This is a genomic window from Streptomyces sp. NBC_01506, assembly GCF_045040295.1.
In the GTDB taxonomy this organism is placed as follows: Bacteria; Actinomycetota; Actinomycetes; order Streptomycetales; family Streptomycetaceae; genus Streptomyces.
Window position 1 is genome coordinate 1462287 of the sequence record NZ_CP109422.1, and the last position, 12333, is coordinate 1474619.

Annotated in this window: 11 protein-coding genes and 1 pseudogene; 4 read left to right on the plus strand and 8 right to left on the minus strand. The window is 71.5% G+C overall.

The features are described from left to right. Nucleotides 1-116: 116 nt before the first annotated feature. A complete protein-coding gene (locus OG329_RS05980) occupies nt 117-773 on the plus strand; it encodes a phosphatidylserine decarboxylase (protein WP_405793270.1) in 657 nt (218 codons plus the stop codon). Beyond that, nucleotides 760-1614, plus strand: coding sequence for a CDP-diacylglycerol--serine O-phosphatidyltransferase (gene pssA, locus OG329_RS05985; RefSeq protein WP_405793271.1), 855 nt, complete (start codon nt 760-762; stop codon nt 1612-1614). The genes OG329_RS05980 and pssA overlap by 14 nt, the downstream gene beginning before the upstream one ends. 197 nt (nt 1615-1811) lie before the next feature. Here pssA and OG329_RS05990 read toward each other — a convergent pair whose 3' ends face one another. From OG329_RS05990 to OG329_RS06010, 5 genes are read right to left on the minus strand one after another with little or no spacing between them, the layout of a single operon-like run. Next, nucleotides 1812-3095, minus strand: coding sequence for an ABC transporter substrate-binding protein (locus OG329_RS05990; protein WP_405793272.1), 1284 nt, complete (start codon nt 3093-3095; stop codon nt 1812-1814). Further along, the gene (locus OG329_RS05995; protein ID WP_405793273.1) at nt 3092-4228 is read right to left on the minus strand and encodes a branched-chain amino acid ABC transporter permease; all 1137 of its coding nucleotides are present in this window, start codon (nt 4226-4228) and stop codon (nt 3092-3094) included. The genes OG329_RS05990 and OG329_RS05995 overlap by 4 nt, the downstream gene beginning before the upstream one ends. Further along, the gene (locus OG329_RS06000) at nt 4221-5111 is read right to left on the minus strand and encodes a branched-chain amino acid ABC transporter permease (protein WP_405793274.1); all 891 of its coding nucleotides are present in this window, start codon (nt 5109-5111) and stop codon (nt 4221-4223) included. Before OG329_RS06000 ends, OG329_RS05995 begins: the two co-directional genes overlap by 8 nt. Continuing rightward, nucleotides 5108-6028 carry an ABC transporter ATP-binding protein gene (locus OG329_RS06005; protein WP_405793275.1) on the minus strand — a complete coding sequence of 307 codons (921 nt, stop codon included), beginning with the start codon at nt 6026-6028 and terminating at the stop codon, nt 5108-5110. Before OG329_RS06005 ends, OG329_RS06000 begins: the two co-directional genes overlap by 4 nt. Beyond that, nucleotides 6025-6828, minus strand: a complete 804-nt coding sequence (locus OG329_RS06010; protein WP_405793276.1) for an ABC transporter ATP-binding protein — start codon at nt 6826-6828, stop codon at nt 6025-6027. Before OG329_RS06010 ends, OG329_RS06005 begins: the two co-directional genes overlap by 4 nt. A 182-nt stretch (nt 6829-7010) precedes the next feature. Here OG329_RS06010 and OG329_RS06015 point away from each other — a divergent pair, with 182 nt between their 5' ends. Further along, on the plus strand, nt 7011-8210 hold the full coding sequence (locus OG329_RS06015) for a PucR family transcriptional regulator (RefSeq protein ID WP_405793277.1): 1200 nt from the start codon (nt 7011-7013) through the stop codon (nt 8208-8210). A gap of 263 nt (nt 8211-8473) precedes the next feature. Here the strand turns inward: OG329_RS06015 and OG329_RS06020 are convergent, their stop codons facing one another. Beyond that, a complete protein-coding gene (locus OG329_RS06020; protein WP_405793278.1) occupies nt 8474-9055 on the minus strand; it encodes a TetR/AcrR family transcriptional regulator in 582 nt (193 codons plus the stop codon). A 151-nt stretch (nt 9056-9206) separates the two neighbouring features. Between OG329_RS06020 and OG329_RS06025 the strand changes: the two genes are divergently transcribed. After that, nucleotides 9207-9392 (plus strand): hypothetical protein, encoded by a 186-nt coding sequence (locus OG329_RS06025; protein ID WP_405793279.1) that lies wholly within the window; start codon nt 9207-9209, stop codon nt 9390-9392. 76 nt (nt 9393-9468) lie between these two features. Here the strand turns inward: OG329_RS06025 and OG329_RS06030 are convergent. Both OG329_RS06030 and OG329_RS06035 read right to left on the minus strand, forming a co-directional pair. Beyond that, a pseudogene (locus OG329_RS06030) lies at nt 9469-10208 on the minus strand (SDR family NAD(P)-dependent oxidoreductase). Nucleotides 10209-11084: 876 nt separating this feature from the next. After that, entirely contained in the window at nt 11085-12245 is a 1161-nt protein-coding gene (locus tag OG329_RS06035) for a glycerate kinase (RefSeq protein WP_405793280.1), read from the minus strand. Nucleotides 12246-12333 lie beyond the last annotated feature (88 nt).

Here is a 12333-nt window from a genome sequence, read left to right on the forward strand (position 1 = left end):
TTCCGGCCGCCGACTCGGCTTCTGCATTGCCCAGTTGCACCCGGCAACCGATACCATCGACGGAAAGCCGCCGTCCCCCGTTGCCCGTGCGGCTCCATCCGCTACGAAGGTCATTCATGCCCCACAGCCAAACCTCCGCACCTCGCGACCTCATTCCCAAGGGACGCCTCGCGCGCGGAGCATCGCCGTGGCTTCTGCCGACCGTCGCCACCGCAGCACTCAGTCTGGTCCGCGCGCGCGGCTCGAAGCGCGCCGCCGCCATCGCCGTGCCCGCCACCGCACTCGCGGCGGGCATGCTGTGGTTCTTCCGCGACCCCGAGCGAGAGATCACACAGGGCCGGGTCATCTCACCGGCCGACGGAGTGGTGCAGAGCATCATGCCGTGGAAGGACGGACGCACCCGCGTCGCGATCTTCATGAGCCCGCTGAACGTCCATGTGAACCGCGCCCCCCTCGCGGGCACGGTGACGTCCGTGGAGCACATCCCCGGCGGTTTCGTTCCCGCGTTCAACAAGGAGAGCGAGAACAACGAGCGCGTCGTCTGGCACTTCGACACCGAACTCGGTGACATCGAGCTGGTCCAGATCGCCGGTGCCGTCGCCCGGCGGATCGTGCCGTACGTACCGCAGGGCACCAAGCTGGAGCAAGGCGAGCGCATCGGCCTGATCCGCTTCGGCTCGCGCGTCGACATCTACCTTCCGGAAGGTGTCGATGTCGCTGTCGAGGTCGGCCAGGCCACGACCGCAGGGGTGACTCGAATTGACCGTGATTGATCCCGACGCACCGGCCGGCTGGGTCGCCGATGCCGAGGAGGAGGACGAAGCGGAGGACATGCCGCTGTCCATGCGGCTGTCGATAGCGGACACCCTCACCCTCGGTAACGCCACCTGTGGCTTCATGGCCGTGTACTTCACCACCACCGGCATCCTGATCCCGCACCTCACGGGCAGCGAAGAGACCGGCATGGCGCGGCACTCCGCGGCCACCGCCGTGATCCTCATGCTGTGCGCGGCGGTCTTCGACCTGTTCGACGGACTCGTGGCACGCAAGCTGCGCAGCTCGCCCATGGGCGCGGAGCTGGACAACCTCTCGGACCTGATCAGCTTCGGTCTGGCACCCGCGTACTTCGTGCTCGTGTACGGCATGGTCGCCGACGACGCGCATCAGCGGGTCTCGGCGCTGGCGGCGATCGTGGTCTTGTTGGCGGTGGTCCTGCGGCTCGCGAGATTCTCCTGCGTGGAGCCGAAGGACGGCATGTTCCAGGGCATGCCGAGCCCCTTCGGCGCGCTGACGGTCGTCTCGATCGTGCTCCTGGAACTCCCCTTCGTACCGACGTTGCTCGCCATCATCGGCGTCGCGTGGCTGATGGTGAGCCGGGTCGAGTATCCGAAGCCACGAGGTGTCCTCGCGGTGGCGATGCTCGGCTGGATCGTGGCCGCGATGGGGCTGCTGGCGGCCTGGGCGTTCGACGCGCCGGGCGGGCAGCTCCTGCTCCAGACGGGCTGTGCGCTCCAGGTGGTGACGGGCGCGGTGATTCCGCTCTTCGCTACGGCGCGACGGGTGAACACGTTCCGTGACAACCGCCGTGAGGCGCGTGCCGCGCAGCTTCCGTAGGGCTGGGGCCGGAGAACGCTGACCGGTTGCGCGGCCCGTGGGCCGCGCTCGCCCTCAATCGCCGGGCGGGCTGCTTACGCAGCCCGCCCGGCGAATATTTCAAGCCCGTCCGGCGATTGACGGCACAGCCGGTTGCGGCGGACCGATTCCAGCCCGTCCGGCGATTGAGGACGGACCCGCCACCCGCGCGGACCCGGTCACTCGCCGAAGGTGAACGACTGCGCCGGCTTCGCGATCCGCGCCTCCTGGACGACCTTCAGGCCCCCCGGCACCTTCGAGTCCGGCTTCATGATCACGGACTGCCGGGTGGAGGGCGCCGCCGGGTCCGAGAAGTCATGGGTGATCCCGAAACCGGTGTCGAACGCGTCGAGCCCGAGCAGCGCCTTGTCGATGCCCGCCCTGGTGAGGTCCTTGTTCTCGCACGCCGTCTTCAGCAGCTCGCCGTAGAGCGTCGCCGCCGTGTATCCGGACACGACCCCGTTGTCGAGCCCGTCGTCCGGGTAGGCCGCCGCGTACTCGGTGGCGAGCTTCTTCGGCGCCGGCTCGTCCGATCCGATGGGCAGGGTGGAGGCGGCGACGTAGTAGTCCTTCATCAGCGCCGGGCCCGCCGCCGTGGCGAGCAGTTGCGGCGCGAACGCCGAGTTGTTGCCGACGACCGGCACATCGAACCCGCCCGCCGCCGCCACACCCACCAGTGAGGCCGCCTGGCGCGGTCCGGCGCTGAGGACGATGGCTTTGACTCCCGCCTTCTTGAGCGCGGCGACCTGCGCGGACATGTCGTTGTCGGTCGGCTTGATCTTCTGCTCCACGACCGTGAGACCGGCCTGTTCGGCCGCGTATTCGGAGCCGGCGAGCGCGTTCTCGCCGTAGTCGCCCTCGAAGTAGACGTGGCCGATCTTGTCGCCCTTGGCGATGCGCTTCTGGTCGAGGAGATAGTCGATCGCGTTGATGGTCTCGATGTCGTAGGTGGCGCCGACGACGCGTACGTACGGGCTGCCCAGCAGACTGGCCGACCACGCCTGCGGCAGGACCAGGCCCTTGTCCTGCCCGTCGATCCGCTTCTCGACGGCGGCGACGAACGGCGAGCCGATGAACTGGGCGAAGCCGAGCACGTCCGGCTCCAGCTCCGTATAGGCGGCGACGGCCTTCTGCGGGTCGTAGCCGTGGTCGCGTACGGTCAGCTCGACCGTACGGCCGCAGATACCGCCCGCCTTGTTCGTCTGGTCCGCCCACAACTGCTGGGCCTGGGTGACGCTCTTGCCGAGCGAGGCGTAGACACCGGTCATGTCGGTGAGGACGCCGAGCGTGATCGTCTTGTCGCTCACGCCCTGCCCGGTCTTCACTCCCCCGGCGCCCGCGTCGCTGTCCTTGCCGTTGTCCTCGGTGGCCTTGCCGCTGCACCCGGCGAGCGCGAGGGCCAGTACGAGAAGCAGCGCCGCGGCGCCGCTCGGTGTGTTCGGGTGACGTGCGCGTCGCTTCATGTCTTCTCCCGTGAGAACCGTCGAACCGTCGGAACTGACAGGCGGGTGAGTCCGCCGGGCAGGAACAGCACCACCGCGACGATCGCGGCGCCGTACAGATAGCGGGCCGCCTCGCCCGGTGTGACGCCGCCCGATCCCGGGTCGGCGACCAGCGGGAGCGAGTCGCTGTAGTGGGTGAGGAGCTGCGGCAGCAGGGCGACGAAGGCCGCGCCGACGACGGCTCCTGCGACCGTGCCCAGACCGCCGATGACGATCATGGCGAGATATTCGAGGGCCAGGATCATGCCGAAGTAGTCGGGCACGGTCCGCTGGAAGATCAGCGCGATCAAAACGCCGGCCAGCCCCGCGTACATGGAGGACAGGACGAACACGGCGGCCCGGTAGCGGGCGACCGGCACGCCCATCACCCCGGCGGCGACGCGGTGGTCGCGGATCGCGTTCATGGCCCGGCCGGGCCTGCCGCGCAGCACCCCGCGCGCGAACAGCCCGCCGGCGAGGAGGGCGAACAGACCCGCGTACCAGAGCTTTTCCGACGACCCGAAGGGGACGGCGGCGATCACCACCTCGGTGTCGTCGAAGGCGAAACCGAAGAGGGAGAGCACGGGGACGTCGCGGCCGTTGAACCCGCCGGTCAGACCGCCGGCGTTGAAGAGGACATGCTGACCGATGAAGATCAGCGCGAGGGTGGCGATCCCGAGGTAGGCGCCGCGCAGCCGGCCGGCGATGGGGCTGAAGAGGCCGCCCGCCGCGCCGGCGAGGAGTACGGCGAGGACGACCGCGAGCCAGGTCGGCAGGCCGAGTCCGGTGAGCCGGCGGCCGTTCTCCTCGCCGCTGTCGCCCGCGAAGACGCAGTAGCCGTAGGCGCCGACGGCGAGGAAGAAGGAGTGGCCCATGGAGAGCTGTCCGGTGGCGCCGGTGAGGAGGTTGAGACCGATGGCACCGATGGCGGCGGCCATCGCGAAGAGTCCGGCCTGGAGCCAGAAGCGGTCGAGGTAGAAGGGCAGGGCGAGGAGCAGGAGGGAGCCGGCGAGCCAGGCGTAGGCGCGGGGGCTGCGATGCGGTGGGGTCTTGGTGGCCGCCGGGGTCTTCGGGGCCGCCGGGGCCTTGGTGGCCGCGTTGGTCGGGTCAGACACGGGCCAGCTCCTTCGTACCGAAAAGCCCGGCGGGCCGGATGAGCAGCACCGCGACCATCACCAGATACGGCGCGAGGTCGCCGAAGCCGCGCCCCAGGAAGGTCAGATCGCTCTGGTAGCCGGTGGCGAAGGACTCCGTGACGCCGACGATCAGTCCCCCGGCGAGCGCTCCGGTCGTGGAGTCGAGGCCGCCGAGGATCGCGGCGGGGAAGGCTTTGAGCGCGGCGAGGGAGGTGGCGCGTTCCAGGCCGGGGGTCGGGAAGACCGTCAGGAACAGCGCGGCGACGGCGGCGAGCGAGCCCGCGACCGCCCAGGCGGAGAGCGAGACCCGGCCGAGGCGTACGCCCATGAGCGCGGCGGTCTGCGGATTCTCCGCCGCCGCGCGCATCGCGACGCCCCAGGTGGTGTAGCGGAAGGCGAGCAGGAACGCGGTGATCAGCAGGGCCGCCGCGACGAAGGCCGCGACCCGGGTCTGGGCGATGGTGATGTCCCCGAGGGTGAGGAGCTTGTCGCCCCAGGGGTCGCCGAGCGCCAGGACGTCGGTGCCGATGCGGCGGGTGAGTTCGGTGGTGAGGAGGATGTCGACGCCGATGGTGACGATGGCCAGGACGCTGTGGTCGCTGCCCCGGTAGCGCCGCATGACCGTGTACTCGACGGCCGAGCCGACGACGGCGGCGCCCGCGATACCGACGGCGAGGGCGGGCCAGAAGCCGATGTCGTCATGGAGTACGGCGGTGAGGTAGCCGCCCGCGAGCAGGAGCGAGGCGTGGGCGAAGTTGACCACTTCGGTGGCCTTGAAGATGACGACGAAGCCGAGGGCGATGAGGGCGTAGACGGAGCCCATGGAGAGCCCGCCGAGGAGGAGTTCGGTGAAGGTGGTCATGACGCGGCCTCCTCGTCGGCGTCGGCGGTGTCGGTGTCGGTGTCGGCGCTCTCGCCGAGGTAGGCGCGGACAACGGCCGGATCGCTCTGCACCTGGGCGGGCGTACCGCCGGCGATCCGGCGTCCGAAGTCGAGTACGGTCACGGCGTCGGCGAGCCGCATCACCACCCCCATGTCGTGTTCGACCAGCACGATCGAGATGCCGAGGCTGTCGCGTACGCCGGCCACGACGGCGGCCGTACGGCGCCGCTCACCGGCCGTCATCCCGGCGACGGGTTCGTCCAGGAGCAGCACCGTGGGCTCCATGCACAGGGCGCGGCCCAGCTCGACCAGCTTCTGTTTGCCGTACGGGAGGGCGCCCGCCGGCCGGTCCAGATCGCCGGCCAGCCCCACGAACTCGGCGATCTCGCCGACCCTGGCCCGGTGCCGGCGGGCCTCGCGGGCGGCGGAGGGCAGTCGGAGCCCGGTGGCGAGGAAACCGGCGCGGGTGAGGCGGTGGCGGCCCAGCAGCATGCTGTCGGCGACGGTGGCGTGCGGCGGCAGCGCGAGGTTCTGGAAGGTGCGGGCGACGCCGAGCGCGGCGACGCGGTGCGGGGCGAGACCGGTGAGTTCGGCGGCGCCGAGGCGGACGCTGCCGGAGGTGGCGCGGTAGACGCCGGACAGGACGTTGAAACAGGTGGACTTGCCCGCGCCGTTGGGGCCGATGACGGCATGGACGCTGCCGGGTTCGACGGTGAAGGAGACGGAGTCGAGCGCGGTGAGTCCGGCGAAGCGGACGGTGATGTCGGTGACGGTGAGCGGGGCCGGGGTGTGGGGGTCCGGCCCGGTGTCGCCGACCGTCCGTTCGGGATGTCCGCCCGATGTGTGCCCGGCGCCCGTCATGCGGCCCGTCATGCGGCCCCTCATGCGGTCCCTCATGCGGTCCACCTCCGCAGCACCGATGCCAACTCCTGGGCCCGGCCCGCGTCTTCGGCGGCCGTCTCGTCCACGACGCCGAGGTAGCGGCGGCGTACCTCGTCGGAGGCGGCCAGTTCGGCGGCGTCCCCTTCGAGCGTGACCTCGCCGACCTCCAGGACGTACGCGCGTGAGGCGAGGCGCAGCGCCATGGCCGCGTTCTGCTCGACCAGCAGGACGGATGTGCCGCTCGCGTTGATCCGCTGGATCGTCTCGCCGATCCGGGCGGCCATCAGGGGGGCGAGCCCGAGCGACGGTTCGTCCAGGAGGAGCAGCCGGGGGCGGGCCATCAGGCCCCGGCCGAGTGCGAGCATCTGCTGCTCGCCGCCCGAGAGCAGTCCGGCGCGCTGGCCGGCGCGGTCGGCGAGTACGGGAAACAGTTCGTGCACCTCGGCGAGGGAGGCCAGGTACCGCTTGCGACCGCCGCGCGCGCCCAGTGCGCCGGCCCGCAGGTTGTCGGCGACCGTCATACGGGCGAACACCTGCCGCCCTTCCGGGACTTGGACGACACCGGCGGCCACGATCCCGGCGGCGCCGAGCCCGCCGATGGACCGCCCGTCGAAGTGGACGGTGCCGCCGCCGGCCGTACCCCGGTGGAAGGCGAGGGTGCGGGAAATGGCCCTCAGCAGCGTGGACTTGCCCGCGCCGTTGCCGCCGAGCACGGCGGTGATCCCACCTGACGGTACGTCGATGGACACCTGGTGCAGGGCGCGTACGGGGCCGTAACCGACGGACAGGGCACGCACTTCGAGCGCGGCGGCCATGCGGGGTCTCCTCTGCGTTCTGCGGCTGTCGTGCTGCCGTGGAGGCACACCTCAGCACCGGGCCGGGGCACCGTCCACGGCGCGGGGGCGAATCGCTGCCGATGACCAGCGGCGCGGCGGCCGGATTGTGCACGCGCACAAGGGCTGTCGCACCGCGCCCGCCGGTGGCATCCTCACCAGCCATGGGTGGCCGCAGAGCGCGCACTGATCGCGAGTGGTCGGTCCTGGTGACCGCGTCCCGGGTGCTTCTGGAGCGCGTACCGGCGCTGACCGACCAGTTGATGGACGAACTCACGCTCCATTCCGGGCAGTTCGACGCGGCCGTGCCGCGCGACGAGCACTGGCGGCAGATCAACGAGGCGATGCGGTACGGGATCGAGGCCATCGCGGCCCCGCGTACGGCACCGCGCCGCGACCTGGCGTACGCGGAAGAACTGGGCCGGCAGCGGGCGGAGCAGGGCCTGGCGCTGGACCTGGTGCTGCACGCGTACCGGCACGCCGGCTATCTGGTGTGGGACGAGCTGCTGCGCATCGTCAGCGAGGAGGACCCCGACGACGTACCGATGCTCGTACACACGGCGTCCCACATGTGGGCGGGCGTCGACCGGCAGGCGACGACGGTCGCGGAGGCGTACCGCAGCACGGAGCAGTCGATGCGACGGCGCAGCGACGAACGGGTGCAGGCCCTGCTCGACGCGCTGCTGGAGGGCCGCTCGACACCGGGCCTCGCGGCGCGCGCCGCCGCCGGTCTCGACCTGCCCGAGCAGGGGCGTTACGCGGTGGTGGTCGTGCGGGTGGAGCGACGGGACGGGCGTGAGCCGTTCCGGCGGGTGGCCGTGGCGGACGGGATGCGCTTCTTCTGGCGGATGCGTACGGACTGCGAGATCGCGGTCGTCGCGCTCGACGGCGGCACGGGTCTGGCGGAGCTGGCGGCGGAGTTGTTACGGCCCTGCCAGGGGCCGGGCGGCATCAGCCCGGTCGTGGACAGCCTGGCCGGGCTGGGGCAGGCGCGCCGACTGGCCGAGACGGCGCTGCGTACGCTCCCGCCGGACGCGCGGAACATCGTCCGCCTGGACGAACGCCTCCCGACGGCGCTGGTGGTCAGCCAGCCGGAACTGGCGGCCCGGCTGATCGCCGACGTGTTCGGCCCACTGCTGGACCTGGACCCGGCGGACCGCGCGGTCCTGCTGGAGACGCTGGACGCGTGGCTTGAGTACGGGGGGTCGGCGGGCCGGGCGGCGACGCGGCTGTACTGCCACCGCAACACGGTCTTCAACCGCCTGCGCCGCCTGGAACAACTGACGTCCCGCTCCCTGTCCCGCCCCCGGGACCTGATCGAAATGACGCTGGCCCTGGACGCGTTTCGGCTGACGCCGGGGTGAAGGGGTGCGGGTCCGCCGGGTGCGGGGTCTGTCCGCAAGCGCCGGACGGGCTGGGGGTTGGCTGCCGGGCGGGTTGGAACGCACCCCTCGCCCGCGCCCAGGCTTTGTCCTCAATCGCCGGACGGCTCCAAAAAACCCCGCCTACGCCGGGGTGTCCTCAAGCGTCCAGCCAGTTGGAGGTTGGCCGCCAGGCACGTTGGAACGCACCCCTCACCCGCGCGGACGGGCTGAAGATGGCCGCCCGGCGGCCCTCCCGGCTGCCGCTACGGCAGCCAGCGTTCCAGTGCCATGTCGGCGATGTCCTGGAGTTCGTCGCGGCCGAGGCCGCCGGCGGCCTGGACGGCGATGCCGAACGTCACCGTCATGAGATACCGGGCGAGCTGTCGGGGGTCGGCGTCGCGCGGAAGATCGCCCTCGTCGACGGCCCGCCGGAAGCGCTCCTCAAGGCGTAGACCCGAAAGGTTGCGCCACTCGACCAGCATGTCGCGCGCGGGCCGACCCGCCTCGCCCGACGCCAGCGCGCCCTGCACGGTCAGGCAGCCCGCAGGGCCTCCGGGACGCGTCGTGGTCCGAACCGCTCCGCGGAGAATCGCCTCGGCCACGCCTCGCGCGGTCGGCTCCTCCAGGGCGCGCGTCCCGTAGTCGGCCGGACCCTCGATGTAGCGCTCCAGAGCTTTGCGGAACAGCTCCTCCTTGTTGCCGAAGGCCGCGTACAGGCTTGGCTTCGTGATGCCCATGGCCTTGGTCAGGTCGGTGAGGCTGACGCCCTCGTATCCCCGTTCCCAGAACACCCGCATGGCGCGCTCGAGCGCCTCGTCGATATCGAATTCTCGAGGCCGACCCATAACGGCGCTCCGCGAACCAGGCATCTGTGCAGCGTACTCCCGAGTGCCGATCCAACACACGCCCCACGGTTCGGGGCCGCAGAGGTCAGCAAGGGGCACGGCGACGCGGTGCCGGACTTCACCTGGCGGGTACGGGACGTAGCCATCGACGGTGACCGCGTCGCAGCCCGTCTGTTCAACAAGGGCACCCCCCGCGAAGGAGTGGTTCGGCGTCGCTCCGACCGGCGAAACGATCGAGTACCCCGAGTACTCCTTCCACAAGGTGCGCGAGGGACGCTTCTACGAGATGAACTACCTGATCGACGCCGAGGCCGTACAGCGACAACTCGGCATCTGACCTCCGAAGCCACGGCACCGCACCGCCGAAAGCCCGGCCACCGGCCGGGCTCTCCTTGTCCCCGGAGGGATACCGCCTACAGGCGGAGCCCGCCGGTGGCGTGGGAGGCGAGAAGGGCGACCACGTCGGCGACGTCGGCGGGTTCGCCCATGCGGCCGAGGGCGTTCTGTGCGGCGATGGTGGGTACGAGTTCGGAGTTGCCGCGCAACCAGGACGCGTTCATGTCGGTGTCGGTGTCGGTGTCGGTGGTGGCGGGGATGACGGTGTTGACAGTGATGCCGCGTGGGCCGAGGTGCTGGGCGAGGGGCAGCGTGAGGGCGTCGATGGCTCCCTTGGTCATGGTGTAGCCGATGAGGTCGGGGAGGGCGACGCGGGAAGTGCCTGAGGAGATGTTCACGAGCGTCCGCCGTCGGCCAGGCGCGGCAGAGCGGCCTTGATGATCAGGAACGGCGCGGTGGCGTTGATCTGCTGCTGGCGGACGAAATCCTCGGCGCTGAACTCCTCGATGGAACCGTGCAGGGCGATCGCGGCGTTGTTCACCAGCACCCGCAGGGGCGCGTCGCGCAGCGAGCCCGCAGCCGCGTCGTAAGCCGTCCAGAACGCGGTGCCGCCGGCCGCGGTGATCTTCTCGACGACGTCGGCCGCGGCGGCCGAGTCCTGGCGGTGATGAACCGCGACGGTGTACCCGTCGGCGCCGGGACGGCCGGCGATGGCCGCCCCGATGCCACGGCTGGCGCCGGTGACAACGGCGATGCGGTCGGACTCGGACTCACGGGCGTCGAGCGCTTCGATGTCGCGCAGGTCGGTGTCAGACATGACGGCCTTTCTGTCGCCCGGATCGGGCGGTGCTGGGCGCCGATGGCGTGCGACGCCCTCCCGCGCTCTTGTCGCGGCGGCTGTGAGGGAGGAGAACCTCGACCCCACGACTTACATTCCGAACGGTACATAAGTTGTCACGACGTCGGCGCTGCGGGTCACGCCGTGAGAAGTCGCTGCGCGGACCGCCACGGTCGAGAAGGCCCTGGTGGACGAAGGATTCAAGACCACCGTGGTCGAGCACGGCGCCTCGGCGGACAGGCGACAGCCCAACCCGCCCGGCGATTGAGGACAACCCGGGCTCGCACGAGCGGCAACCCAACCCACCCGGGCAACCACTCCCAACCCGCCCGGCGAACCCCCCTGGCCCGTCCGGCGATTGAGGACAACCTGGGCTCGCACGAGCGGCAACCCAACCCACCCGGGCGACCACTCCCAACCCGCCCGGCGAGTGAGGACACCCCGGCGCGGACGGGCCGAAACCCCGCCAACCCGGCAGGCACCCCCAACCCGCCCGGCGATTGAAGACAAACCCGGGCTCGCACGAGCGGCAACCCAACCCACCCGGGCAACCACTCCCAACCCGCCCGGCGAACCCCCCTAGCCCGTCCGGCGATTGAGGACACCCCGGCGCGGACGGGCCGAAACCCCGCCAACCCGGCAGGCACCCCCAGCCCGTCCGGCGACTGAAGACAAACCCGGGCTCGCGCGAGCGGCAACCCAACCCGCCCGGGCGACCACTCCCAGCCCGTCCGGCGATTGAGGACACCCCGGCGCGGACGGGCCGGCACCCCGCCAACCCGGCAGGCACCCCCAGCCCGTCCGGCGATTGAGGACGAACCCGGGCGCGGCGGGGCGCGTTCAGGCCCGCGCCCGTCAGTCCAGGAAGTCGCGGGCGATACCCGCCGACATCCGTTCCAGCAGCGGTCCCGCCTCCGTCATGCAGCGCGCCGGGTCCGGCTCCAGGTCCGTCAGGGCGTACGCGCGGCGGATGCCCGCGCGGCCCAGCGCCTCCGGGCGCAGCGCGAGGCGGCCGCAGACCGCGATCACCTCGATGTTCCGCGCGCGGGCCGCCGCCGCGACGCCCGCCGGGGCCTTGCCGTGCAGCGTCTGTTCGTCCAGCGATCCCTCGCCGGTGATGACGAGCGTGGCGCGGGACAGCGCGGGCCCGAAGCCGAGCACGTCGAGCATGACCTCGATGCCGGGCCGGAAGCTCGCGCCGAGGCCGACGAGCGCGCCGTAACCGATACCGCCCGCCGCCCCGGCGCCGGGCGCGAGCGCGGACTCGGCCGCCGTGGCGCCGACGGTCTCCTCGAGGACGCGCGCGTAGTGCGCGAGCGCCGCGTCGAGCGTCGTGACGTCGTCGGGCGACGCGCCCTTCTGCGGACCGTAGATGGCCGGCGCGCCCTTCGGTCCGGTCAGCGGGTTGTCGACGTCACTGGCGAGGACGATGTCCGTGTCCGCGATACGGGGATCGAGCCCGGACAGGTCGACCGTCGCGAGGTCGCGCAGCCCGCCGCCCCCGGGCCCCACCGGCTGCCCGGCGGCGTCCAGGAAGCGTCCGCCGAGCGCGGCGAGCATGCCCGCGCCGCCGTCGGTCGACGCGCTGCCGCCGACGCCGAAGACGATGGTGCGCGCGCCCGCGTCGAGCGCGGCGCGCAGCAGTTCGCCGGAGCCGTACGTCCCGGCCGTGAGCGGTGCGAAGACGCCTTCGGGCAGGTGCTGGAGGCCCGACGCCTCGGCCATCTCCACGACCGCCGTGCCGTCGCGCAGCGCGTACGCCGCGGTCAGTTCGTCACCGAGCGGTCCGGTGACCCGTACCTCGCGTCGTTCGAACCCGGCCGCCACAGCCGCCGCGACAGTGCCGTCACCGCCGTCCGCGACGGGCAGTGCCTCGACCGTCACCTCGGGGGCGACCAGGTGGATCCCGGCCGTCACGCGCTCGGCGACCTGTACGGCTGTGAGCGAGCCTTTGAACTTGTCCGCCGCGACAAGCACGTGCGCGTGCGCGGCCTTGGTTACTGCTCCGTCCGTCACCGTGTCATTTCCTTTGCTTTCGAACAGGCAGTCGCGCCGCACCGACCCTATCCGGCCCGGTGGCTCCCTGCCCATAGACACCGGAGCC